General features: G+C 62.3%; 26 protein-coding genes and 2 pseudogenes. 14 read left to right on the top strand and 14 right to left on the bottom strand.

Features of this window, described 5'->3' with window-relative positions:
* The 7 genes and pseudogenes from BJI47_RS17615 to idi all read left to right on the top strand — a co-directional run.
* Positions 1 to 691, top strand: a 691-nt coding sequence (locus tag BJI47_RS17615; RefSeq protein ID WP_217808557.1) for an arsenic resistance protein, incomplete at its 5' end; no start/stop codon positions are given.
* Complete coding sequence (locus tag BJI47_RS17610; protein WP_088944949.1) at positions 691 to 1,344, top strand: arsenate reductase ArsC; 654 nt, start codon at positions 691 to 693, stop codon at positions 1,342 to 1,344. The genes BJI47_RS17615 and BJI47_RS17610, both read left to right, overlap by 1 nt.
* A 39-nt stretch (positions 1,345 to 1,383) precedes the next feature.
* Positions 1,384 to 1,806, top strand: coding sequence for an arsenate reductase ArsC (locus BJI47_RS17605; RefSeq protein ID WP_088944948.1), 423 nt, complete (start codon positions 1,384 to 1,386; stop codon positions 1,804 to 1,806).
* Positions 1,803 to 2,207 carry a low molecular weight phosphatase family protein gene (locus BJI47_RS17600; RefSeq protein WP_088944947.1) on the top strand — a complete coding sequence of 135 codons (405 nt, stop codon included), beginning with the start codon at positions 1,803 to 1,805 and terminating at the stop codon, positions 2,205 to 2,207. The genes BJI47_RS17605 and BJI47_RS17600 overlap by 4 nt, the downstream gene beginning before the upstream one ends.
* 3 nt (positions 2,208 to 2,210) lie before the next feature.
* Positions 2,211 to 3,257 (top strand): ArsO family NAD(P)H-dependent flavin-containing monooxygenase, encoded by a 1,047-nt coding sequence (locus BJI47_RS17595; protein ID WP_088944946.1) that lies wholly within the window; start codon positions 2,211 to 2,213, stop codon positions 3,255 to 3,257.
* A pseudogene (locus BJI47_RS17590) lies at positions 3,254 to 4,379 on the top strand (flavoprotein). The gene BJI47_RS17595 and the pseudogene BJI47_RS17590 overlap by 4 nt, the downstream one beginning before the upstream one ends.
* A gap of 318 nt (positions 4,380 to 4,697) precedes the next feature.
* A complete protein-coding gene (gene idi, locus BJI47_RS17585; RefSeq protein ID WP_088944945.1) occupies positions 4,698 to 5,303 on the top strand; it encodes an isopentenyl-diphosphate Delta-isomerase in 606 nt (201 codons plus the stop codon).
* Between the two features lie 55 nt (positions 5,304 to 5,358).
* Here the strand turns inward: idi and BJI47_RS17580 are convergent, their stop codons facing one another.
* The gene (locus BJI47_RS17580; RefSeq protein ID WP_088944944.1) at positions 5,359 to 5,955 is read right to left on the bottom strand and encodes a TetR/AcrR family transcriptional regulator; all 597 of its coding nucleotides are present in this window, start codon (positions 5,953 to 5,955) and stop codon (positions 5,359 to 5,361) included.
* Positions 5,956 to 6,081: 126 nt separating this feature from the next.
* Here BJI47_RS17580 and BJI47_RS17575 point away from each other — a divergent pair, with 126 nt between their 5' ends.
* On the top strand, positions 6,082 to 7,833 hold the full coding sequence (locus BJI47_RS17575; protein ID WP_088944943.1) for an acyl-CoA dehydrogenase: 1,752 nt from the start codon (positions 6,082 to 6,084) through the stop codon (positions 7,831 to 7,833).
* Positions 7,834 to 7,843: 10 nt separating this feature from the next.
* Here the strand turns inward: BJI47_RS17575 and glgX are convergent, their stop codons facing one another.
* Positions 7,844 to 9,892, bottom strand: coding sequence for a glycogen debranching protein GlgX (glgX, locus tag BJI47_RS17570; protein ID WP_088944942.1), 2,049 nt, complete (start codon positions 9,890 to 9,892; stop codon positions 7,844 to 7,846).
* A gap of 72 nt (positions 9,893 to 9,964) precedes the next feature.
* Between glgX and BJI47_RS17565 the strand changes: the two genes are divergently transcribed.
* On the top strand, positions 9,965 to 10,147 hold the full coding sequence (locus BJI47_RS17565) for a hypothetical protein (protein WP_088944941.1): 183 nt from the start codon (positions 9,965 to 9,967) through the stop codon (positions 10,145 to 10,147).
* A 57-nt stretch (positions 10,148 to 10,204) separates the two neighbouring features.
* Here the strand turns inward: BJI47_RS17565 and BJI47_RS17560 are convergent, their stop codons facing one another.
* The 8 genes from BJI47_RS17560 to BJI47_RS17530 form a co-directional block, all read right to left on the bottom strand.
* The gene (locus BJI47_RS17560; RefSeq protein ID WP_088944940.1) at positions 10,205 to 10,648 is read right to left on the bottom strand and encodes a PRC-barrel domain-containing protein; all 444 of its coding nucleotides are present in this window, start codon (positions 10,646 to 10,648) and stop codon (positions 10,205 to 10,207) included.
* On the bottom strand, positions 10,648 to 11,262 hold the full coding sequence (locus BJI47_RS17555; RefSeq protein WP_088944939.1) for a PRC-barrel domain-containing protein: 615 nt from the start codon (positions 11,260 to 11,262) through the stop codon (positions 10,648 to 10,650). The genes BJI47_RS17560 and BJI47_RS17555 overlap by 1 nt, the downstream gene beginning before the upstream one ends.
* Positions 11,259 to 11,381: a hypothetical protein gene (locus BJI47_RS24760; protein WP_254900665.1), complete on the bottom strand. Its 123-nt coding sequence runs from the start codon at positions 11,379 to 11,381 to the stop codon at positions 11,259 to 11,261. The genes BJI47_RS17555 and BJI47_RS24760 overlap by 4 nt, the downstream gene beginning before the upstream one ends.
* Positions 11,382 to 11,558: 177 nt before the next feature.
* Positions 11,559 to 12,041: a GNAT family N-acetyltransferase gene (locus tag BJI47_RS17550; protein WP_088944938.1), complete on the bottom strand. Its 483-nt coding sequence runs from the start codon at positions 12,039 to 12,041 to the stop codon at positions 11,559 to 11,561.
* Positions 12,042 to 12,128: 87 nt separating this feature from the next.
* Positions 12,129 to 12,953, bottom strand: coding sequence for a glycosyltransferase family 2 protein (locus tag BJI47_RS17545; protein ID WP_088944937.1), 825 nt, complete (start codon positions 12,951 to 12,953; stop codon positions 12,129 to 12,131).
* Entirely contained in the window at positions 12,950 to 13,954 is a 1,005-nt protein-coding gene (locus tag BJI47_RS17540; RefSeq protein WP_088944936.1) for a glycosyltransferase, read from the bottom strand. The genes BJI47_RS17545 and BJI47_RS17540 overlap by 4 nt, the downstream gene beginning before the upstream one ends.
* Positions 13,951 to 15,045: a glycosyltransferase gene (locus BJI47_RS17535; protein WP_088944935.1), complete on the bottom strand. Its 1,095-nt coding sequence runs from the start codon at positions 15,043 to 15,045 to the stop codon at positions 13,951 to 13,953. The genes BJI47_RS17540 and BJI47_RS17535 overlap by 4 nt, the downstream gene beginning before the upstream one ends.
* Entirely contained in the window at positions 15,042 to 16,136 is a 1,095-nt protein-coding gene (locus BJI47_RS17530; protein ID WP_088944934.1) for a glycosyltransferase, read from the bottom strand. Before BJI47_RS17530 ends, BJI47_RS17535 begins: the two co-directional genes overlap by 4 nt.
* A 106-nt stretch (positions 16,137 to 16,242) precedes the next feature.
* Between BJI47_RS17530 and BJI47_RS17525 the strand changes: the two genes are divergently transcribed.
* From BJI47_RS17525 to BJI47_RS17515, 3 genes are read left to right on the top strand one after another with little or no spacing between them, the layout of a single operon-like run.
* Positions 16,243 to 17,190 (top strand): WcbI family polysaccharide biosynthesis putative acetyltransferase, encoded by a 948-nt coding sequence (locus BJI47_RS17525; protein ID WP_254900664.1) that lies wholly within the window; start codon positions 16,243 to 16,245, stop codon positions 17,188 to 17,190.
* Complete coding sequence (locus BJI47_RS17520) at positions 17,187 to 18,203, top strand: hypothetical protein (protein WP_088944933.1); 1,017 nt, start codon at positions 17,187 to 17,189, stop codon at positions 18,201 to 18,203. Before BJI47_RS17525 ends, BJI47_RS17520 begins: the two co-directional genes overlap by 4 nt.
* Positions 18,200 to 19,537: a glycosyltransferase gene (locus BJI47_RS17515; RefSeq protein ID WP_254900663.1), complete on the top strand. Its 1,338-nt coding sequence runs from the start codon at positions 18,200 to 18,202 to the stop codon at positions 19,535 to 19,537. The genes BJI47_RS17520 and BJI47_RS17515 overlap by 4 nt, the downstream gene beginning before the upstream one ends.
* 3 nt (positions 19,538 to 19,540) lie before the next feature.
* Here the strand turns inward: BJI47_RS17515 and BJI47_RS17510 are convergent, their stop codons facing one another.
* Together BJI47_RS17510 and BJI47_RS24175 are read right to left on the bottom strand one after the other, a co-directional pair.
* Positions 19,541 to 20,650, bottom strand: coding sequence for a DICT sensory domain-containing protein (locus BJI47_RS17510; RefSeq protein ID WP_176224935.1), 1,110 nt, complete (start codon positions 20,648 to 20,650; stop codon positions 19,541 to 19,543).
* A gap of 20 nt (positions 20,651 to 20,670) precedes the next feature.
* The gene (locus tag BJI47_RS24175) at positions 20,671 to 20,868 is read right to left on the bottom strand and encodes a hypothetical protein (protein ID WP_176224934.1); all 198 of its coding nucleotides are present in this window, start codon (positions 20,866 to 20,868) and stop codon (positions 20,671 to 20,673) included.
* A 299-nt stretch (positions 20,869 to 21,167) separates the two neighbouring features.
* On the opposite strand from BJI47_RS24175, the gene BJI47_RS17505 reads away from it, so the two are divergent.
* Positions 21,168 to 21,938 carry an NAD-dependent deacylase gene (locus BJI47_RS17505; protein WP_088944931.1) on the top strand — a complete coding sequence of 257 codons (771 nt, stop codon included), beginning with the start codon at positions 21,168 to 21,170 and terminating at the stop codon, positions 21,936 to 21,938.
* A gap of 26 nt (positions 21,939 to 21,964) precedes the next feature.
* Here BJI47_RS17505 and BJI47_RS17500 read toward each other — a convergent pair.
* Positions 21,965 to 22,177 (bottom strand): annotated as a pseudogene (locus BJI47_RS17500) (FAD-dependent oxidoreductase); the annotation flags it as partial.
* A 17-nt stretch (positions 22,178 to 22,194) separates the two neighbouring features.
* Positions 22,195 to 22,800, bottom strand: coding sequence for a TetR/AcrR family transcriptional regulator (locus tag BJI47_RS17495; protein WP_088944930.1), 606 nt, complete (start codon positions 22,798 to 22,800; stop codon positions 22,195 to 22,197).
* A 110-nt stretch (positions 22,801 to 22,910) separates the two neighbouring features.
* On the opposite strand from BJI47_RS17495, the gene BJI47_RS17490 reads away from it, so the two are divergent.
* A complete protein-coding gene (locus tag BJI47_RS17490) occupies positions 22,911 to 24,488 on the top strand; it encodes a carboxyl transferase domain-containing protein (protein ID WP_088944929.1) in 1,578 nt (525 codons plus the stop codon).

The following is a 24,488-nucleotide window of genomic DNA, read 5'->3' as shown; positions in this document are numbered from 1 at the left end:
CATCTGGAACGACCTTGCGTGCGGTGACCGTGAAGCCGCCGCCGTCCTGGTCGCCATCAACTCCGTGTTCCAGGTGTTCATGTTCGCCGTCCTCGGTTGGTTCTACCTCTCGGTGCTGCCGGGGTGGCTAGGCCTGGACCAGACCACCATCGAGGCCTCGCCCTGGCAGATCGCCAAATCGGTACTGATCTTTCTCGGCGTCCCGTTAATCGCTGGATTTGCCTCCCGCTTTTTTGGCGAACGCGCCAAAGGACGCGATTGGTACGAGGAGAAGTTCATTCCCCGCATCGCACCGTGGGCGCTGTACGGTCTTTTGTTCACCATTGTGATTCTCTTTGCGCTGCAAGGCGATCGAATTACCTCGCAGCCCCTCGACGTCGTCCGCATCGCGCTGCCTCTGCTGGTGTACTTCGCCGTGATGTGGGGCGGTGGTTACATCCTCGGTGCCGCCATGAGTCTGGGTTACGAACGCACCACCACGCTCGCGTTCACCGCCGCGGGCAACAACTTCGAACTCGCCATCGCCGTCGCCATCGCAACCTACGGGGCCACATCCGGTCAAGCCCTCGCCGGCGTCGTCGGGCCCCTCATCGAAGTCCCCGTTCTCGTCGGACTTGTCTATGTCTCACTCGCCCTGCGTAAACGCTTCATTCCCCGCCCTTCCGTGACCACAGCGACACAGGAGTCCTGATGTCTGAACACCGCGCCCAACCCGAACTCCTCATGCCCCAAGCCGTGCTGAGCCACACCACGGCCGAACTGTCCGCGAAATACACCGGTGTGTTCTCCCCGCAGACCGTCGAGCGGTACGTTTTCGAGTCCTACGCGGCCCTGCGGCGCACCGCGAAGATTCACACGCACTTGACGTCTCTGGCGGGTCGATTTGCGGCTGACCGCCTCACCGCGCTGGCCCAGTCGCAGGGCGCAGCGCCGAAAGACGTTCCGGAGGTGCTGTTCATCTGCGTTCACAACGCCGGCCGCTCTCAGATGGCCGCGGCGCTGCTTGCCCACCGCGGTGGCCGGCTAGTGCACGTTCGCTCCGCTGGTTCGGCGCCGACTCACGAGATCAACCCCACCGTCGTTCAGGCGATGACCGAGGTTGGCATCGACCTCGGCGCAGAGTTCCCCAAACCGTTGACCGACGACGTCGTCGCAGCCGCCGATGTCGTGGTATCGATGGGGTGCGGCGACGCCTGCACCATCTATCCCGGAAAGCGGTATCTCGACTGGGAACTCGACGACCCGGATGGCCAACCGCTCGACGAGGTGCGCCGCGTACGCGACGACCTCGACACCCGCGTCCGCCAGCTGCTCACCGAACTGACGACGCCCGTTCTCTCCTGACACCGCACACACACCGAGACCGACCGAAAGGGTTCTTCGATGCCCCACACACCCAGTGTTCTGTTCGTTTGTGTCCACAACGCCGGCCGATCCCAGATGGCCGCGGGCTTCCTGACCCACCTCTCCGGCGACTCGGTGGAAGTCCGGTCCGCCGGGAGCGCTCCCGCCGACACCGTCAACGCCTCCGCCGTCGGGGTTATGGCCGAGGTCGGGATCGACATCTCGAACCAGACCCCCAAGATCCTCACTCCCGACGCCGTCGAAACCTCCGACGTCGTCATCACCATGGGATGCGGTGACGCGTGCCCAGTGTTCCCCGGTGTGAGCTACCGCGACTGGGCACTACCCGACCCCGCTGGCAACGGTATCGACGCGGTCCGCCCCATCCGGGACCGCATCGAAGAGCTCGTCCGCGACCTCGTCGAGGAACTGGTTCCTGCACGGTCCCGCTCGGTCCGATGAGCACCCCGAGCGTGTTGTTCGTGTGCGTGAAGAATGGCGGCAAGTCGCAGGTGGCGGCCGGACTGATGCGCGAAGCAGCTGGTGACGCCATCGAGGTGCATTCTGCCGGAACGACACCCGGCACCGCGGTGAACGCGTTGTCGGCCGAGTCGCTGCTCGAGGTCGGAGTGGATCTGAGCGGTGAGCAGCCGAAGCCGATCGACCCGGCGTTGCTGGCGCGGATGGACTACGTGATCACCCTCGGCAGCGAAGCGCAGGTCGACATCGTCGACGGCCCGACGTTCGAGAACTGGGACACCGACGAGCCGTCCGAACGCGGAATCGACGGAATCGAACGCATGCGGTTGGTCCGCGACGACATCGCCGCCCGCGTCGACGAATTAGTCTCGCGGATCGGCTGAGTCGTGCTCAGCGCCGAGGCTGTGATCATCGGCGGTGGCCAGGCAGGCCTTGCCGCCGGGTACTATCTGCGCCGCGCCGGGGTGGATTTCGTGATCCTCGACGATCAGACGCACCCCGGCGGGTCGTGGCAGGACTACTGGCCCTCGCTGCACCTGTTCAGCCCCGCCGAGTACTCGCGATTGCCGGGGTGGCCGATGCCGCCGTGGCACGGTGGGTTTCCGCCGGCCTCACACGTGGTGGACTACCTCCGGACATACGAGAAGAAGTACGAACTCCCCGTGCATCGACCCGTGCGGGTGGACTCCGTAAACCGCGCAGGAGCCGGGTATCGCATCCACACCGATAATGCCACGTATTCGGCTGCAGCCTTGATAAATACAACCGGAACCTGGTCGCGCCCGTTCTGGCCCAGCTACCCCGGCATGCACGAGTTCCGCGGAACACAACTGCACGCCCACGATTACCACCGCCCGAATCCGTTCCAGGGAATGCGAGTCGGCATCGTCGGGGGTGGCAACTCCGCAGCCCAGATCCTCGCCGAGGTATCCACAGTCGCCGACACGGAGTGGTTCACCGAGCGCGAACCGAGATTTCTGCCCGACGACGTCGACGGCCGCGTCCTGTTCGACGTCGCTTCCGACCGTGCCCGCTCACTGGCTTCAGGGAACCACGACACCGGCGGAGTGGCGAGGCTCGGGGACATCGTGATGGTGCCGCCCGTCCAGGCCGCCCGCGACCGCGGCGTTCTGCACGCACACCCCATGTTCACCGCACTCACCCCCGACGGCACCGACACCGAGCACCTTGACGCCATCATCTGGTGCACCGGCTTCAGACCCGCGGTGCGGCACCTGCATCCGCTGCACCTACCGACCGAGGGCCACTCGATTGCCCTGGACGGCAATCACGTACGCGGTGAGGAGACCGTGGTGTTCCTCGGCTACGGAGACTGGACCGGCCCCGCGTCAGCGACACTGATCGGCGTCGGGCGCACCGCACGCAACGCCGTGCATTCTTTGCTACACCGAGGAAAGGTAGTCACATCATGACCGAATACCCCGTCGTGGTGGTCGGCACAGGATCCATCGGACTTGCCGCCGCGCGTCTCACCGAGACCGGGTCCGACGTCGTCGTGCTCGAGCGCGGATCGTCGGCGTCGCACGCCGCGACCGCGTGGCCGCGACCGCGTGGCCGCGACCGCGTGGCCGCGACCGCGTGGCCGCGACCGCGTGGTCGACGCCGGGCGCGACACCGAACCGCTGTCGGTGCATGTACGCCGCAGTGACGGCACCGAAGAACGCATCCTCGCCCGCGCCGTCGTCGACGCATCCGGAACGTGAGGATCGCCCAATCCGCTGGGTAGCGAGGGACTTCCGGCGATCGGCGAACGCGCCGCGGCCGAGCAAATCGCCTATCGGGTTCCCGACCTCGAAGACCACAGTGTCCTATTCGTCTACGCCGGCAAGCACATCGTCATCGCCTGCAGCGGACACTCCGCCCTCACCGCGATCATCAGTTTCGCCGACCTCGCCGCACAGCACCCCGGTACGACCCTGACCTGGGCGGCGAAGCCGACGAACTGGCCGCCCGCGGCGCGCCCTGGGCCTGCGTGCGAAGAAGGCCGTCGACGACGGATACCTGACAGTGGCGTCCGGGTTCCGTACCGAAGAGGTAGCTGCACAGGGTGATCGGCTCACACTGGTCGGAGACACCGGCGCGCGGATCGAGAACGTCGACCGTATCGTCGCGCTGACCGGGTTTCGGCCGGACCTGTCGTGGCTTTCCGGGGTACGCCTCGACCTCGACCCGACCTTGCAGGCACCGAGGTTCGTCGCAGAACTGGTCGATCCGAACATGCACTCGTGCGGATCGGTGTCCCCCCATGGCGTCGAGGAGCTCACCCAAACGGAGCCGGGTCTGTACCTGGTGGGCATGAAGAGTTGCGGCCGCGCGCCGACGTTCTCGCGATGACGGGATACGAGCAGGTTCGCAGCATCGCCGCCGAGCTCGCCGGCGATCACGAGGGCGCCCGGAAGGTCGAACTGAGACTGCCCGACACCGGTGTGTGCGGCGGAGCGGGGGTGTTCGACGACCCCGATGCGACGTCGACCGGTGGATACCCACCCGCGAGTCCTGCACAGCGTGTCCCCTCGATCGATGGATACAGATAGACCACTTGGCGGACGGCATTCATGTCGTGTCCTTGATCAGCGATCGCGTCGCGCCTCTCACCGAGCGGTCGAGTCGTCGAGGATACCGAGCGGCCATTCCCTCCCGGCCATCCGAACAGCGATAAAGAGAAGTCATACCCGATGTCCCCAGGCACTCCGAACCTACGTTTGAGGTCCCGCGATGCCCGGCAATGACGTTCCAGAAAAAAGAACGCGCCGACCGGCGCCGAAATGTTTCGATTGTGGCGGGGTCTGGGAACATGACGGTATGGATCGGATAGCTTGCGAGCCCCTCACCTCATCCGCCGGCAGTGCCCGATGCTGACCGAGGAGGTCGTACTCGTCGACGATGCCGGCCGGAAATTGGGAACGCGGGCGAAGTCGACCGTGCATACGACGACGACTCCGCTGCATCTGGCGTTCTCGTGCTACGTATTCAACGGCAAGGACGACGTGCTGGTAACCGAGCGTGCCCATCATAAGTCGACCTGGCCGGGGGTGACCACCAACAGTTGTTGCGGGCATCCGGGACCAGGGGAGAATCTGGGTGATGCGGTCCTGCGCAGGTTGAGTCAGGAGCTGGGAATCGAGGCAGGAGGCGTGCGCCTGCTGCTTCCCGGTTTCCGGTATCGGGCCGTTATGGCGAACGGAATCGTGGAAAACGAACTGTGTCCGGTGTTCGGCGTCATCTACGACGGGCCCGCTCCGAAACCGCATCCAGACGAGGTCTCACGTGCTGATTGGGTTCCGTGGCAACAATTTTCGAGGTTCGTGGCTGAGGGTGGTGCGGTATCGCCGTGGTGTCGTGAGCAAATGGAACGCCTGCATGAACTCGGTGAATCTCCCGCACGGTGGCCTGCAGGTGATCCGGACGCACTTCCGATCGTCGTGCGTGACCCACAGCAATGGCAACCGACGCTGTAGCCGGAATGAGTAGATAGCTGGCTGGACTGCTGGACGCGCTGGCTTGCCGTGAAAACTACGACGGCGGTGCGCCGACCATCCGAAGCGCCAGTTCGACATAACGCGAGGCCAGGATGTCCGGGTCCGAGAACGACTTACTCGGAAACCATCGGCTGACGTCGATTCCGAGCGAGGTGATCGCCAAGGTAGCAGCGTCGGTATCGGCGACCGAAAAATCTCCCGTGATTACGCCGGCGTCGATGATGTCGGTGAACACCTTGGAGGTGGCCCGTCGAACAGCGGCAATCGTGCGAAAGTGCTCGGGCGTGAGCGACCGCAGTTCGTATTGGATGACCCGTGCCAAGGCGTGATGACGGGCATGGAACTGGACGTACGCGCGGACCGTGGATGCGAGTCGTGCCGGCGGCGGGTCGGTTTCGACATCGGCCTGCTTGGTTTCGGCGAGCGCACGTCGGTGTCCGTCGAGGCTCGCGTCGAACAGTAGCGACTCTTTGGTTTTGTAGTGCGGATACATGGCCCCGGGACTGAGATCGAGGCTCGCGGCGATCTCGCGCGTCGACGTCGCGCCGTACCCTTTGGCAGCGAAGATCTCGATGGCTGCGCTTCTGATTCGGGCGGCGGCTTTGGAGGTGCTCACCTCGTCGACACTCATGGTTGGTCGATCCCTCCTCTCGATGTCCAGGGTTGACACGATCGGGTGCCGGGTCGAGTATAGGCAGACGCATAGAAAATATGCATTTGCATAGTTCCCACCGCGACTTCCGACACGAGGCATGCCATGACCGACGTACTCTCTCGCCGCGATCTCGACTTCCTGCTCTACGAGTGGCTCGACGTCGTATCGCTGACGGACCGCACACGGTTCGCCGAACACTCGAAGGAGACGTTCGACGCGGTACTGGACCTATGCGCAGACATCGCGCACAAGCACTTCGAACCGCACAACAAGAAGTCCGACGCGAACGAGCCGACCATGCGCCCGGACGGCTCGGTGGAGATGATCGACGAGGTCAAGGCCGCATTGGACGTCTATTCCTCGGCCGGGCTCATTGCAAGCCAGTTCGACGAGAGCGTCGGCGGGATGCAACTGCCGACGACGGTCGCTCGCGCATCGATGGCATACTTCCAGGCGGCCAACGCCTCGACGGCGTCCTACCCGTTCCTGACCGTCGCGAATGCCAATCTCATCTCGACGTACGGAACTGCCGAGCAGATCGACGAGTACGTGCGTCCGATGTTGGAGGGCAAGTACTTCGGCACGATGTGCCTCTCCGAGCCGCAGGCAGGTTCCTCGCTCGCAGACATCACCACCCGGGCCGAGAAGCAGGACGACGGCAGCTACCGGATCACCGGAACCAAGATGTGGATCTCGGCCGGCGACCACGAACTCACCGAGAACATCATTCACCTCGTGCTGGCTAAAATCCCAGGTGGGGGACCGGGAGTCAAAGGCATCTCGTTGTTCATCGTCCCCAAGTTTCTGCCGAACGCGGAGCGCAACGAGGTGACTCTCGTCGGTTTGAACCACAAGATGGGCAACCGGGGGACAACCAACACCCTTCTCGCTTTCGACGGATCGCTCGGCTACCTCGTCGGCGAGGAGCATCGCGGTCTCTCCTACATGTTCCACATGATGAACGAGGCGCGAATCGGGGTCGGGTTCCTGGCGATTTCGTTGGGCTACGTCGGATACCTGAAGTCGCTCGAGTATGCGAAGGTCCGAACTCAAGGTCGGCCGCTGGGGTCGAAAGATCCGTCGTCTCCTGCCGTGCCGCTCGTCGAGCACCCTGACGTCAGGCGAATGTTGTTGGCACAGAAGTCGTATGTGGAGGGAGCGCTTGCGCTCGGTCTCTACTGTTCCAGGCTCGTCGACGAGCAGGATTCGACGACCGACGACACGATCAAGGCGGAGTCGACCCTCTTGCTCGATGTGTTGACGCCGATCGCGAAGAGCTGGCCGTCACAGTGGTGCCTCGAGGCCAACAGTCTGGCGATCCAGATTCACGGCGGCTACGGCTACACCCGTGACTACGACGTCGAGCAGTACTACCGAGACAATCGACTCAATCCGATTCACGAGGGGACGCACGGCATCCAGGGGCTCGATCTGCTGGGCCGAAAGGTAACCATGCAGGCAGGGGCAGGGGTGGTGCTCCTCGGTTCCAAAATTTCGGACACCGTCGGACGGGCCCGGCCGCTGAGCCTCGACACCGCGCGGTTCGCCGATGAACTGGAAGCGGCATGGAACCGCACGGTCGAGGTCACTGCAGCGCTGTGGTCGAAGGGTGATCCTGCGGTGGCACTGGCGAATTCGACCGTGTATCTCGAAGCAGTCGGGCATGTGGTGATTGCCTGGATGTGGCTCGAACAGCTCACCGCCGTCGAAGGCAAGACCGGTGCCTTCTACGACGGCAAGCGTCAAGCCGCACGTTATTTCTTCGGCTACGAACTACCGAAGACAGGCCCCCAATTCGACCTCTTGACGTCCCTGGACCGTACGACCCTGGATATGAATCCCGAGTGGTTCTAGGTCCCGCCTTCTAGTCTTCTGCTGCCAGGAGGGTGAACGAATGCTCACGAATCAAAATTGTCGGGCCTTCGCTTTCGTAGGCCTGATCGGGGTCACTCGATAAACTCTGCGCCCACTTTCCCTCCGGCAGTGAGAAGTCCACCGGGCCGGAGGAAGAGTTGACGAGCCAGGCGAAGGTGGTGTCGTCCTCGGGCGCCGTCATGCGCACGAGCATGGACAATGCGGTGCCGTCCTCCCAATCCTCCGCGCCGAGCTTGGCGCCATCCGCCCGGTAGAAGTCCACCGAGTTTTCGGCATTGCTGTCATTGTTGTGCCGGAACCACTTCGGACGCAGTGCCGGATGCTCTCGGCGCACCCGTAGGAGCTCGCGGGTGAAGTTGCGAAGATCGAGATTGGCGCTGGCCCAGTCGAACCACGACAGCTCGTTGTCCTGGCAGTAGGCGTTGTTGTTGCCCTGCTGCGATCTTCCGATTTCATCGCCACCGAGGATCATCGGCACGCCGGCAGACAGCAACAGCGTCGCTAGTTGATTTCGTTGTTGCCGCGCGCGTAGGGCAAGGATGCCCTCGTCCTCTGTTGGGCCTTCCGCTCCGCAACCCCACGAACGGTTGTCGGACTCGCCATCCTCGTTGTTCTCGCCGTTGGCGTCGTTGTGCTTGTCGTCGTAGCTGTTGAGGTCCGCGAGGGTGAAACCGTCGTGCGCGGTGATGAAGTTGATACTCGCCAATGTCGGCCGACGGCTGGCCTCGTAGACGTCGGGGCTACCGGTGATGCGCTGCGCGAAGGCACCCAACGATCCGGGCTCACCGCGCCAGAAGTCTCGAACGTCGTCGCGGAACTGGCCGTTCCATTCCGACCAGCGAGCGGGAAATCCGCCCACTTGATATCCATGGGTGTCCCAAGGCTCAGCGATGAGCTTGACCGGCGCCAGCGTCGGATCCTGGTGAACCAGATCGAGGAACGCGCTGTGCTTGTCCAGATCGGAATCCTGCCGGGTCAGGGTGCTCGCAAGATCGAATCGAAATCCGTCGACGTGCATCTCGGTAACCCAATAACGCAAGGAGTCCATGATGAGAGCCAGCGCGGCTGGGTGGCCGACGTTGAGGCTGTTGCCCGTTCCAGTGGTGTCGAAGTAGGACGCTCGGTCGTCCTCGACCAATCGGTAGTACGATCCGTTGTCTATTCCCTTGAGCGACAACGTCGGTCCGAGGTGGTTTCCCTCGGCTGTGTGGTTGTACACCACATCGAGGATCACTTCGATTCCGGCATTGTGGAGAGCTTTGACCATGGCCTTGAATTCATCGACCTGGCCGCCGGTGTCTCCGGCACTGCTGTACTCGTTGTGCGGGGCGAAGAAGCCGATCGAGTTGTATCCCCAATAGTTTCGACGGCCTGCTTCCAGGAGGTGGGAGTCCTGGACGAATTGATGGACGGGAAGCAGTTCGACGGCAGTCACGCCCAGTTCGACAAGCTCGGCGATCGCTGCGGGATGGGCCAACCCTGCATAGGTTCCGCGGATGGACTCCTCCACGTCGGGATGCGTTGCGGTGAAACCCTTGACGTGGACTTCGTAGACCACTGTGCGGTCCAACGGAATTCGAGGTGCAGTATCGCTGCCCCAGTCGAACTCGGACGCCGTGACCACCGACATCGGCATCGACGCCGCGGAATCGTCATCGTTGCGAGTGTCGGGCTCGTCGTGGTGGTGGCCGAATACCGACTCGTTCCACTCGACCCCGCCGGCGATCGCTCTCGCATAGGGGTCGAGAAGGAGCTTGTGCGAATTGTGGCGTAGACCGGACTCGGGATCCCATGGTCCTTCTACCCGCAGTCCATACCGTGAACCTGCTGTCAGATCCTCGACGATCCCGTGGAATACATGGCCGGTTCGGCTATCGAGCGTGGTCGAGGAGACTTCGGTGCCCTTATCGTCGACGACAACGACGGCGATGGAGTCGGCGGTTTCGGAGTACACGGCCACATCGGCCCCGCCCGTTGGAAGGAGAGATGCACCGAGTGGGTACGGCCTGCTGATGATCGTGGGGCTGGCGTCGTTCATTGCTCTGATTTACCCCGGACCCCGGGTGACAAACCACGTTTGAATTCGAGCGAATCGCGGGTACTTGCAGATATGGCAAATTACAGAGTTCTGGATCCCAAAGGCGAGGTCGTCGAAACCAAAGACATCGACAGCGCGGACGACGCACACGCCTGGTTCATCGACCAGAAGGCCGACAACTCCGAGTTGGGTTGGCGGCTCGAGGTCGACCACGACGGGGAGTGGGCATTCGTCAGCGATACCGAAGGCAGCTGACACTCCCTGTCGTATTCGTACATGAATAGGGGCCTCTCATACATGTGAGGCCCCTATTCACTGCTGTAGGTGGTCGACGATCACTGCGTACGACCCCACCCCGATAAGGGCGCGTCCTTCGATCTGCTCGGCACCGACGATGAGCGAGGTGATCGCTCCCGTCTCAGTATCGAAATCGACGTCGTCGACTTTTCCGAGCTCGACACCACCGGTGCTGAGTACTCGCTTTCCGACGACGTTGTGGGTCTTTCCTTCCAGCGCCGAGAGTGAGGCCTCGTCGTCGGCATCGACGATCGCATCCGAGGATCCGATGGTGACGGCATCGATTCCGAACGCGGAAATTCCCGACCACGCGAGCGCATTCCCGGACTTGGCCTTCTTGAGATGAACCCCGGCGACGGTGCGGTTGTGGGGATCGATAAAGAACCCGGCAATGGTCCCAACCGTGTCGGCGGTGGTTGTGCTGACCACTTTGCGGCCGATGGACTCGGAGAACAACATCAGTTCTTACCCCCCAATTGCGCGCGGAATGCGTCGACGGCAGCACCGAACCCGGCGAGATCATCACGCACGAAATCGGTGGCGCTGGCGGGCACCATCAGGTGTTCCCCGGAGGCGGCGAGTGTGTCGGGCAGAGGGATGAGCACGGTGGTGCCCTTGTTCTTCATCGACTCCGAGGACTTGATCTCGTAGCCGACTACTTCGCAATTTCCACCGTAGCGGCCACTGACCTCGATGATGACGTCGGTAACGGTGCCCAGTTCGGTACCGGAGTCTGTGAGGACGGTGGAGCCGAGGATGTCACCGCGCCGTTCATGCGAGGGTTGCGGAGTGTCGTCGCCGGAGTCTGGAGCGGGAAACATTTCGCCTGCGGGAGAAAGCATGTCCTCGCGGAGAATCATCACGGCATCGGGCCCCAGTGCCGCGACGGATCGCCATGGAAGCACCTTTTTCTGGGGTCCGGAGAACAATCCGCGACCGGCGAGAGTGAAACCGGCGACTGCCCCGCCGTCGGGGGCGTAGATGATGTCTTTGATCTGCGAAATATCTTCGCCGGTGAAAGTCACGACCGGACGCTTGGCGATCTCACTGGACCGCATCAATTGCTCGATCATGGCTTCCTCGACCTTCCGGTCTTGCCAGGCCGACCGGTGATGATCACACCGCCGGATCGGCGCTTGGCCTGAACAGCCAGCACGAGCGCCACGAGCGCCACAATCACGACCAGGGCCACGATAACCCATCCCCACCACTGCATGTTGTTCTCGACTCTCTCGCGTCCAGATCCTTCAGGGGTACAGCATCAATATCGTCGGGAAGCGGACTTCACCAGTGCGCTACTGCGCGTACGAGTCCAATCTACCCGGTCGAGCAGCGCACGCTGGGGATAGTTCGACTGAAACTTCCACATTCACTTGGAATCTCGTACCAACGGGACGACGGGGACACCGTTGTCGAGGATTTCGTCTCCGCATGGAACGAACCCGTGCCCGGTGTAGATGTCCACCAAATAGCTCGGCGAATCGATTCGGCATCTGGCCGAGCCGACATCGGCCAAGGCGGCCTGGAGAAGGCGCGTGGTGTGGCCTTTCCCGCGTTCGGAGCGTCGGGTACACATGTGGCCTATACGCAATACCCGATCGGGTCCATTTCCCGCTTCGGTCAGTCGTAACGTGCACAGCACTTCGTCGTCACGCTCGAGCCAGAAATGCCTGGTCAGCGAGCGTAAGTCCTCGCCATCGAGCTCGGGATGGAAATAAGCCTGTTCCACCACGAACACCTCTACGCGTAGCTTGAGCAGCGCGTACAACCGTTGGGTACTGAGGTCTGCTGCCCATTCCCGCTTGGTTGTCACAGCTCGCGCGGCTGGTGCCGACGCGCCGGTGTCGATCATTTGGATCATCGGTACGGACCCTCGCATTTTGTGTGGGCACCTGCGTTCACAGCAGAGCACTCACGGCTTACCCCGTCTTCGAGTGGTTCATGCAATGCGTCCGATGGATCCGTTGGGACTGCGCACGATGCGGCCCGCACGCTCGAACTCGTCCAGCCACCCTGCCATCGGCCACCGTCCCCAACGGCGATGGAACAGAGCCGCATTGCGAACGATGTCGTCGAGGTGTTCGATCGGGGGCGAGGAGACGTGGTGATGCTGGTGGTAAGCATGCGCGCCGCCGACCCAACGCAACCCGACTCCGGTCGAGCGAGCTACAGCAGCGAAATCGGTGTCCTCGCCGCCGTATCCGAGGTACTCGACGTGAAATCCGCCGATACGGTTCCAGGTGTCGGTGGACAGAGCAAAGGACAGTGACCAGAAAAGGTCGTAGTTCTGGCCTGTCTCGATGACTCCCGCAGCCGGATTCGGACGCGCTGGATGAGGGTCTTTGTGGGCGTGCAACTCCTCGACCGCCCACGCCGAGGTTCGAGCCGGTAAGTATGTGACCGGTCCGCAGAGTAATGATGTGCGGTGTTCGGGCTGTGTTGCGCAATCGTGATAGCGCGTAAGCAGTTCGGGTGACGGAATGCAGTCGACGTCGAGAAAGACGAGAAGATCGGCTCCGCCGTTCGATGCCACTCGGGCGCCCTCGTTTCGAGCCTGCCCGATCGGAAGCCTGCCTCGAGGTGCGGCGACGTCGACCACCTGCGCCGTGCTCTCGGTGTCCGCGACGACACGAGCGATCTCGTCGTCGTCGATGGCCACGATGATGTGTTGATCGGGTTCGAGCATCGACTGCGCGAGCCCACGCAGTTGTCCCCGAAGATGCTCGTGCCGCCCCGACACGACGGTGATCACCGATGTCTTCATACGGCGGCTGTCTTGGACAGCAATCGAGCTGCGCGGTAGGCGGCACCGGACGCTTCGACGCGAAGCCAGCCCTCCGACCCCAGGCGTACCGCCTCGGCCAACAGAGCCCGCCAACGATCGGGGGAAGGCCACGACGGTGCGACGACGGCCACTCCTGCCGCGGCGAGTGCGTCAGCGGTGGCGTCCTGTTCGCCGTAGGGCCGATCATGGGGCACGACGATTGCAGGTACTCGAGCGGAGGCCACGTCGGCGAGTGCATTCTGTCCGGCATGTGTGATGACCACGGAGGCCGCACACAAGTGTGGCCATACGTCCTCTATCCAGGTTTGTGTATCGAGTCCCGCTGCCGTCCAGGTGTATTCGGAGTTGAGTTCGGCGGCTCCGGCGATATCCTGGTTCGTCAGTGACGTCCCGCCCGCGCCCCCGAGGACGAAGACATTCGGTTCCGTTGTCGTGTTCTGAGTGCGTGGTCGCCCGGCGAATCGGCTGATCGAGCCTACGTAGGTGGTCTTCGTAGAAAAGGCATGTAGCGAAGCCGGGTCGTACACGTTGTTGGACCACGGGGCGATGATTGCTGTTGCGATCCGATAAGCCAGCTGATGTTGCTCGTCCGTTCGATCACCAGGCATAGCGACAACGACGACAGGAATTCCGAGCAATCGAACGAATAAGGCTATTTCGACGGACACGTCGACGACCACGAGTCGTGGACGTGTTCGTGCGACCCACTCAGCAATCATCGCCATACGTTCGGTGAGCCCTTGGACGCCGATCGGTGCCCAATGGACCACCCCCGATGCAGTCGGGTCGAGATCGGAAGTCCGATCACCCATCGTTGTCGTGTCCACGTCGAGAGGCAACGTCAACCAGTCGAGGTGAGCGTGTTCGGCGGAGCGCGGGCGCGAAGAGAGTACGGTCACCGGTTCTTCGAGCTCAGCGGCGATCGATGCCGCACGAGTCACATGCCCCGCTCCATGATGATGCGCGTAGTACCCGATCATGCCGCACCGCGCCGAGCCGTCGTCTCACTGATCATGTGCTCGTAAAGCTTCGAATAATGATCCACCATCACAGTTTCCGAGCATGCAGTCTCGGCACGGGCCCTGGCTTCGCTTCGCGAGAGTGCTGTGGCGTCGACGAGGGCAATTGCCAGATCCTTCACCGAATTCGCGGCGGCGAGACGGCCACAGGCGGGGGTGAGAATCTCGGGAATCCCGCCACGGTCGAAAGCGGCGACGGGGGTTCCGCACGCCAAGGCTTCGGCGACGACCAGGCCGTAGGGCTCTTCCCAGACGGGAGTAACCAGAGCGACTGCGGCGCCACCGACGAGTGTCGCGAGCTCCCGCTGACGGAGATGACCGACGTAGGACACCGAGTCGTCGAGGTGTGGCTCGATGTGGTCCCGAAAGTACTCGGTATTCGAGACAGGTCCGGCGAGGCGAAGTGGAACTCCGGCGATACGCGCAGCATCGATAGCAAGATGGGGCGCCTTCTCGGGCACCATGCGGCCGGACCAGACGGCGTAATCTCCACCGGGTCCTTCCGGCCACCGCTGCGTCGAGATGCCGTTGGGGACGATGTGAACCTCGCCGAGCACGGGTGCCCACTGGCGAGCGGCATGTTCACTGACCGCGGCGAACGATGTCGCAGGACTCGCCGAGATAGCGATCGCCGACTCCAGCCAGGCGAACGGGGGAGTGTGCAACGTGGTGAGCATCGGCGTCTGCACTGCCCGAGACATGGCAATGGGAAGGTAGTGCAGGCTGTGATTGTGGATGATGTCGAAGGAGTCCCGCAAGTCGCCCGCCAGATCCATCATCACCGACAGATACGCGTGATGCTCGCTCACTGCCCGCGCGGGTGTGGTGATGTCGGCTTTGGAAATCGCACTCAGTTCCAGTTGTGCGACCCTGAGATTCCCGCCGGTGACCTCGACCGAAGACCCTTCTGCAGCGAAAAGCGTCACGAAGTGGCCGCGTTCGGTCAGGGTGTGGGCGAGTTGCCAGATGTGCGCCTCCATACCACCGGCAAACGGTTCGGCGATAGGAAAATTCGACGAACCGAGCAGCGCAATGCGTAATGGTCGCATCAGCGGGCTCCGATCAGGATGCGGCTACTGCGCGAGAGCGCGCGTTCGTAGATTTCGTAGTGTCTTCGGGAGAGCATGGTGCGTTCGCGTTCCCGTTCGACTCTGGACGCGGCAGGAGTCCTGCTTCGGGCGGCGTGGACATCCCGCAGTGCCTGCGCAAGAGTATCTGGTTCGAATCGGCCTATCCCGAACTCATATGTAGTACAGGGTTTTTGATCGTCATAGTATCCGCAGTCCGGGGCGACGACGGCGGTTCCGAGGTCGTAGCATGCTTCGAGCCAGCCCGAGTGCGTGCCGAATCGATACGGTAAGACCGATACATCGATCTCTCTCAGATAGCGCCACAACTGGGTGTCGTCGAAGCGGCGATGCACCCGAACGTCGACGCTGCGGAATCGGTTGTACGCAGTCAACGCTGCACCCACTGCTCCCCGCTGGTCACGGTGGGCGAATACCTCTTCATCGATGTCGAGTTGCACCCGCGTGTTTCCGAGTTCTGCTGCGGTGCAGACTACGACGTCCATGACCGCCAGCGGATCGAGATTTGCGCGGAGGCTCTTCGCGTGAATCCCGATGACGAACTCCTGCTCGTGCTCCGCTCGCGCCGCTCCGATCAGTTCGAGCGGAGCGACATGAGGATGTGGCAACACAGTGGCAGAGGTGTTCCATCGTGCAGTGATCTCCGCGGCAGCGGCGTCGGTGAGAGTGATGACGTTGTCCGCGGCAGTCACGAGAATGTCGAGTTGTGCCAGGTGCAAGGAGTTGTCCGCGAAGTGTGGATTGTGCAGATCGTGCACAGTGAGCACCAAAGGCTTGTCGTGCGCACGCAGAATATCGACGATTGCAATCAGTCGCGCAGGCTCGACCGCGTCGAACCCGAAGTGAAGATGGAACACGTCGAACGTATCGATGTGCTCGGTCAGCCATCGAGGTTCGAGCCACCGGGGAGGCCACCACCGGACGTCTGTCTCCTCGGCGTCGACCGGCCGCGGATCGGGAAGTCGGAAACAGGCCGGCTCACCCATGTCCACGGTGTCCGGTGCAAGATTGGTGATATATCGGTGGTCGGTAGGCACCGAGGCGATGGTGATCAAGATTGAGGGTTCCTCTGTCGGCAGAGTGGATATACGGGGGAGTGTCGAACCCGGCCCGGCTGCTCGAGAGGGAGTGTATTTACGTGACAAAAGAATACTACAGCGCGTGACCGCGGACGGTCGAACCCTGCATTACGGCAGCTTCTACGGTGTCGATTCCGACACCTCGGATGCCCGTCCTGTGCTGCTCGTCTGGGGTAACTGCCAGGCGGAAGCGCTACGTATCGTGCTTGCGTCTTCACCGAACAGTCCATTTCGCACCGTCCGCGTGCCGCCCGTTCACGAGTTGACTGCCACTGATACTCCGCATGTCGAACGTCTGCTGCAGCAGACTCGGATCTTGATTGCGCAACCTGTCCGGGCCGGCTACCGCGAGCTGCCCATCGGCACCGCAGACCTCACGGAGATGGCCCCGTCCATCACGACCCGGCTCATCTGGCCGGTCATCCGCTATTCCGGGCTGTATCCGTGGCAGATCATCGTTCGCCACCCCAGCGATCCCTCGGCGGTACCTCCTGGTGTGCCGTACCACGACCTTCGTACCGTGCTGGCGGCCCGCGACGGCAGAGTGAGATTCGAGGAGTGGGATCTCGAAGTCTCGTCGGCAGCCATTGTCGATGCCGCGCAGGCGAGCGTCGCGGAACTGGACCGACGTGAGCGACGCGACTGCGACGTCGCGATCTCCGATGTTCTTCGCCCGCTCGGGAGCGCTGCCGCGCACACCGTCAACCACCCGGGCAACGCGGTCCTGATCGAGCTCGGTCGTCGTATCCTCGACGCTCTCGGTCCGACAGGTCCGGCAGGTCCGGCAGGTCCGTCTCTGCTCGATCGCGAACTACTCGGCGTCGTCCGAGCGCCGCTGGAGCGACGTGTGATCGATGCTCTCGGCCTCGATGCAGTGGTGCGGCGCCCATGGATTGTCGATGGAGTAGTAGTGGAGGAGAAGACTATTCACCACCAGCAGATGTCCTGGTACGCAGCCCATCCTGAGTTCGTAGATGCTGCACTGAGCCGATACGACTCACTGATCGATCTCCTCGGTTTGCCGACATGACCGGCATGGTGTGTCATCTGGCCGTAGGTCCCATAACGCATGGCGTCGTCCGGTACGGCGAGGCAGTGTACGACGCAGCCCGGGCCGAAGGTCTCGAGCACTGTCTGATTCGTTCCTCTGGTTCGGAGGCAACCGAGGTACCCGAGTGCGTTCTGGTCCATATTCATGTCACCGACAGGTTGTTCGGCAGTAGTCCCCGGTACGCGCTGACCGCTCTGCAAGAATTGATCGCAGCAATCGGAGGGCCCGTTTCGGTTACGTTGCACGACCTTCCGCAGCCCTCGGATGGACCGTCGATGTCGGACCGGGTCGCATTCTATCGATCTGTTCTCGACCTCGTTGTGGGAGTGGTGGTGTCGAGCGAACACGAAGCGCAGTTGCTGCACGAGTTCGTGCATCCCGATGCGGACTCACTCGTCGAGATCGCGGTAGTACCGTTGATGATTGCCGGCCCGGTGAGACCGAAGCGAGTACCGCCGACAGTTGCACGGACTGTCGGAGTGCTCGGCTTCCTCTATCCAGGTAAAGGCCACATCGAGACGATGCGGGCAATGCAGACGCTGCCTACTTCCGTGGGGTTCACAGCTCTGGGAATGCCGTCCCCGGGGCACGAGTATCTGGTCGATGAATTGTATACCGAGGCAGCAGTATCGGGGCGGGAGTGTCTCGTCACGGGATTTGTAGACGACGACGAACTTCGGCAACGTATGTGGGAGGTCACGGTTCCAGTCGCCCATCATCGACACCTCTCGGCATCGGGATCGATCAATACTTGGATCTCGGCAGGGCGGCGCCCACTCGTACCGCGGACCAGATACATCGAAGAGTTGAACCGTCGGTCACCGGGAGTGCTCACTATGTACGAGAACGTCGACGGTGCACTCGATGCGGCGCTCGCGACTGCTACGGAGAACCCCGCCGACACCTGGACCCACCATTCTGTCGTTCCATCCTCGTCGCCTGCCGAGGTGGCGAACACCTACGACGCGATTCTCCGACGTTGGTCCACGTGACCGGCATCGTAGAGATCGGCGATGGCAGGGTGTTGGTGCCCGACAACGAGTGGGATCGTGTGCACGGCCCGTCGCGATATCCCGTCGTCAGCGTGATCATTCCCTACTACGACCAACCGAGTCAGCTGTCCCTCGTCTTGGCTGCGTTGACCGAGCAGACCTACCCGGCGGATCGACTCGAAGTAGTCGTTGCCGACGACGGATCCTCGCAGCCGCCGCCCATCGATCGATGGGGCGAACAGTTGAACATCATGACCGTCCGACAGGAAGACAAAGGATTTCGAGCGGCTGCCGCACGAAACCTCGGGGTGTCCGCCTCGTGTGGTTCTGTTCTGTGTTTTCTGGACGCAGATACCGTGCCGACGCCCGACTACATATGCGCGGCAACACGGTTGCCCTCGATTCTTCCCGATGCGCTGGTGGTCGGGAGGCGGAAACATTTTTCGTCCGCGGTGACCGAACGAGCCTGGCTGGTCGAGGCTTACGATCGGACAGCGGATCTCCTGCACCCAGGATGGGACGCGTACAAGTACATGATCAGCGCAGTGATGACCTGTGGGCGTTCACTGTTCGATGCCGTCGGAGGTTTCGACGAGTCCTTCGTGCAGTACGGAGGGGAGGACTGGGAGTTCGCCAACCGCGCCTTCATGGCGGGCGCCGTATTCGCCTACGAACGCTCAGCCGTTGCCTGGCACGACGGCCCCGACTGGGCCGAGCGATCCGTGTCGGCACGGACGGACTCCAAGAATACCGAGGCCTTGAAACTTGCACCGTTGATCACCGACCCTGCGGCCAGAAGGTCGGGGCTTCGATACCGCGTTCCGGACTGTGTCGTTATCGTAGCGTCGGACTCACACAGCGCGGCGTCGTTGTCGGTGACGATCGCATCTTCGGTCGGTGCAGCAGAGGACTGTGGTGTCTGGATCGTAGGCGACAGAGCCTCGAGCCTCTATCACGAACTGGGACTGGGTGATTCGAGGGTCCATCTCGGTGAACCCGATGCCTGGATACGTGCGCGGTGTCGATTTCTCGTAGAGGTGACCGGTCGGGTGGTGTTCGGCGAGGACTCGTTGCGGCGGTTGTGTGCCGAGGTGGGGCCAGGCGCTGCTGGCGGTGTGAAAGTCGACTTCGCCGGCGATAGCAGTAGTAGTGGAATCGACGATGCCGCAGTGACGGTGTGGACGTCGCGAGCTCTACATCGAAGCCGCCGTTGGGTCGCAGAGTCCGGACGGAGTGAATCGGAGTTGATGGACTCGTTGTTCGGCGTGCGTCGAATCCCCGCCGCGACAGCAGGTGTGCAGGTGTCCCAATCGGAGCCGTGGTTGTCCTGGTGAAGGTCAGCCTGGCACTCGAACCACCGCGGAGCCATCGAATCTCTGCAGAATGGCCTTGGCGCAGCGAACAACCGTGCAGCGATCGTGTGAGATGACGTAGTCGAACTTCCGGTCCGGTCCTGAGTCCCCGGAGTTCATCTCTCGTGCGGACAATGCACAGCAGAAGTGAGCCCCCAGAACCACGACGTTCCATTCCTCGGTCATACCGTCGGCGGGGTCGAGGGATGCTCGGTGGATGTGGATATCGGACGTGTCTGCCATCCCGACGCCGCATACGCCGGTATAGGCGCTGTGTTCGGCCATCGCTTGCCAGCGGTCCTTCGTATTGCCTCGGAAATGTCGATCGTGTTGAAATGTTCCGAGTATCAAGGTCTCCGGTCCGGCCATCGACGCCTGCCATTCGATGTGCGTGCTCATCGCGACGAGCAGGTTCTTGGGGCTTCGGGTCACAACACGACCGGCAGATGCGATCGCGAACGGCGACGACGAGTCGGCGTCAGGAGTACTCCAGGTGTGTGACGCGAGGATGGCGCGAGAAGTGCTGTCCGACAGCGACTTGGGTGAGGACATGGGTGGATACAGCAAACCGATTCCGAAGGTTGCCCCCAGTCCGAGTGCTCTGACGCGATGCGCTTCGGAATCGACACCACTGGCGACGATCACTGCGCCGGTCCGCTCGGCTTGGGCCGCGAGCACATGGGTGGCCCTGGCTACATGCGGGTCGAGATCGGAAGCGCTCATCTCAGGTGACAAAACAATGAGGTCAGGTTCGATCAGAGGCAGTATTCCGAGGGACGCGAGCTGCCCGCCGACGTCGTCGACCGCAATTATGCTGTTTCGTGCTCTGGCCTTCTCGACCGCGAGCAAGGTCTTCGCCGGGTTGTCGACCATCGAACTCTCGTTCACCACGAACGTCCCGCAAGCGTCCGACGCTATCCCATTGCCGATCAGCAACGGCGTGATCCATCCGGCGCTGTCGACCGCCGCACTCGATGCGCCGGGCAGCGCATCGTCGAACTCGTCCATTCCGCCGATGCGCTCGTCCAGATCGATCTTCACACCGCCGATGGCGTCATCGTCGAGTCTGCAGATGGGGGAGTAGTGAAGAGTCATGCTGTGTCGGGCCGGAGAGATCAGAGGGTGGCGGCGAGGAGACCGACGATGCCAAGTGCAAGAGCACCTATCATCAGTGCGAGGGCGTGTCCGCCCAGCGACAATGCGATCGCGGCGGCCGTGATCGCCCCGAATGCGGAACCGAGGACCAGGCGATGATGCACCTGGGGGATCAGGTTCATGCGTTGGGAATCCTCGTCGAGCGTTGCGTAGTTCATGCCCACTCCTCGTTTCAGATCGTGCTGAAACAAGCATGAAGCAGGGAAGTAGCTGCTCTGCAACCCATTGGATAACGGAATAATCACAAAAGTAACGGACGGGTAACGTGCCGCTTGGTCGGAAAGCTGTAATGTGTTGTCGCACAATACTATTTTCGTCCGGTTCGGTGGTTTTCTTCGGTCGAGCTCGGTCTCATCGGTCGCTGGGGTTCGTTCGCGGGTACGGGCCTCAGTAGGCACGGTGATCCCTGCCGAGACCATCCAGATGCCAGTCGGTATGCCATGGCACACTAGCCACCATGAACAATGTCGAGCTGCCAAGCGCCATAGTCACACTCGCGCGTAGTGCGTCGCGGGTGACGGTCCTGACGGGCGCTGGAATGTCGGCCGAATCCGGGATATCGACGTTCCGCGACGCGCAAACTGGACTGTGGTCCAACTTCGAACCCGCTGCTCTGGCGAGCCCGGAGGGTTGGGCACGCGACAGTGATCTGGTGTGGGGTTGGTACCAGTGGCGCACCGAGCTTGTCCGCCGGGCGCAGCCGAACGCCGGTCATCTCGCACTGACAACGTGGCAACAGCGTTCGCATCTCGACATCGCTACCCAGAACGTCGACGATTTGCACGAGCGCGCAGGCTCCAAGGTCATATCGCATGTACACGGTAGTTTGTTCGATCCACGCTGTTCCGAATGCGGGGTTCACTCCGAGCCTGCATACGAGCCGACCGAGGAGCAGACGGAGCGGGTTCCGCCGCCGCCGTGTCCGGAGTGCGGGGGTCCTATGCGTCCGGGAGCAGTGTGGTTCGGCGAACCGCTGCCGGAGTCCGAGTGGGCGTCAGCGGTGAACGCCGTCGAAAGCGCTGATCTCGTATTGGTCGTCGGGACGTCCGGCGCCGTCTTCCCGTTCGCTGGGCTGCCGGCAATGGCACGCAGCTGTGGCGCGACTGTGGTCGAGATCAACCCCGTGGAGACGGAGATATCGGATATGGCCGACCACCGCTGGCGTACCACTGCAGCAGTCGGATTGCCGGCATTGGTGCAAGCGATCCAGCTGGAAAGGCGCGACTGAGCAATCGGGCCGTTCACGGACCCGCGTTACGTTCGGAGTTGCGCGATGATGGCGGCGACCGTGCGCTCGCACATCCGGACAGCGCCGCGCGTCCACTCTTCCGAGCCCCAATCCGACTCGTAGTACACGACGGGATCGAAAGCCGACGGGCCGAGGAATCGAGCCAGGGATGCCAAGATGGTCGTGCGACGGGTTTTGGTATCGAGGGCGAACATGGCTTCGGCCTTCTCTTCGGACAGAGGCCGTCCCGAATTTACTATGCCCCGAGCGCGGCGTTTGCCATCTCCCTGAGCACTTCGCGCGATCGGCGAGACATGCTCCGGCCGATGCTGTGCGGGGTTGAATTCAACAGACCGAACACGGCGTGCGCTTTGGTACGGGCATCGCCTTCGTGCAGTTTCGGGTCGGATCCGCGGAGTGCACCGACCCAGACCTCGACGTATTCACGCTGCTTGCGCCGGACATCGCGTCGAGCGGATGTCGGCAGATTCGCCAGATCGCGATCTTGAATTCGGATCAACGCCGGCTTACTCAGTGCGAAGTCGAGGTGAAAGTCGACCAGTTCGGAGATCGTGCCGGACGCGTCAGTGGCGTCCCGCACGACCCGTCGGCCACCGGCCAGTAGGTAGTCGGAAATGTCCACCAGTAACTCGACGAGGACTGCTTCCTTGTTGGGGAAGTGGCGATATACCGCAGGTCCACTGATGCCGACTGCGGCGCCGAGATCCTCGAGCCGTACGGCTGCGTAGCCGCGCTCGGCGAACAGTTCGGCAGCTGCATCGAGAAGCTCGATGCGTCGTGCGGCCTTGCGCTGCTCGCGGATCGTCGGTTTCGACTCGGCAGGCGGCGACGCTGCGCTCATGGTGAGATTCCGCCTCCGGTTCGATACTGGACAACTCAGTTAATCAGAGTTTACTATTAATTTCGGTTAGTGATGATTAACCCAAAGTTCGGTCAGGGAGTGGCACCACTATGGCGATCGATATCGAAGCCAACAGGCTCGAACACAAGAGACTTGTCGAAGAACTGGGCGAGAAGCTGGACCGCGCTGCACTCGGAGGCAGCGAGAAGTCCCGCGAGCGACACGTAGCAAGAGGCAAACTACTACCGCGCGATCGTGTGAACGAGTTGCTCGATCCCGGCAGCCCCTTTCTCGAGATCGCCGCGCTGGCAGCCTCCGGAATCTACGACGACGAGTGCCCGGGCGCCGGAATGATCGCGGGAATCGGCAGAGTGTCCGGCCGTGAGTGCGTCATCGTCGCCAACGATGCGACCGTCAAGGGCGGCACCTATTATCCGCTCACAGTGAAGAAGCACCTGCGCGCGCAGGAGATCGCAGCGCAGAATCGACTGCCCTGCATCTACCTCGTCGATTCAGGTGGAGCATTCCTTCCGCGGCAGGACGAGGTGTTTCCCGATCGCGAGCACTTCGGCAGGATCTTCTTCAACCAGGCAACGATGAGCGCGGCAGGTATTGCACAGATCGCGGCCGTCATGGGCTCGTGCACGGCGGGCGGCGCCTACGTTCCCGCGATGAGCGACGAAGCCATCATCGTCAAGAATCAGGGCACGATTTTTCTCGGGGGACCGCCGCTGGTCAAAGCAGCAACAGGTGAAGTCGTCACAGCCGAGGAGCTCGGGGGCGGTGACCTGCATTCGAAAGTATCCGGGGTGACCGACTACCTTGCCGACGACGACCGGGACGCACTGCGCCGAGTGCGTCGAATCGTTGGCACTCTCGGGCCGATTCCTGCGGCATCGTGGCCGATACTGCAGGCCCGCGATGCCACCGTCGATCAGCAAGACCTTTATGACGTGGTGCCGATCGACTCGCGCATCCCGTACGACGTTCGCGAAGTCATCATCCGCATCGTCGACGGCGGGGAGTTCGACGAGTTCAAGTCGGAGTACGGCAAGACGCTCGTCACCGGGTTCGCGCATCTGCATGGACATCCGGTCGGAATCATTGCCAACAACGGCGTGCTGTTCGCGGAATCGGCGATGAAGGGCGCGCACTTCATCGAATTGTGCGACAAACGCAGCATTCCACTCGTGTTCCTGCAGAACATCGCTGGTTTCATGGTCGGCAGAGACTACGAAGCGGGCGGCATCGCCAAGCACGGCGCCAAAATGGTGACCGCGGTCGCGTGCGCCCGGGTCCCAAAGTTCACCGTCGTCATCGGCGGTTCATACGGCGCGGGCAACTATTCGATGTGCGGCCGCGCCTATTCCCCGCGCTTTCTGTGGATGTGGCCGAACGCTCGTATCTCCGTCATGGGCGGTGAACAGGCAGCCTCGGTACTGTCCACGGTGCGTAGTGAACAACTCGATGCGGCCGGCAAGCCATGGTCCGGCGAAGAGCAGGAGACGTTCAAAGCGCCGATTCGAGAGCAATACGAATCGCAGGGCAACCCTTACTACTCGACCGCGCGATTGTGGGACGACGGAATCATCGACCCCGCGGACACCAGAACTGTTCTCGGACTTGCTCTGTCGGCGAGCGCTCACGCGCCGCTCGGGCCGGTCTCCTACGGCGTTTTCCGGATGTGA

Origin of the sequence: Rhodococcus sp. 1168 (genome assembly GCF_002091955.1) — a bacterium.
Taxonomy (GTDB): Bacteria; Actinomycetota; Actinomycetes; order Mycobacteriales; family Mycobacteriaceae; genus Rhodococcoides.
This window is presented reverse-complemented; position numbering and strand designations above follow the sequence as displayed.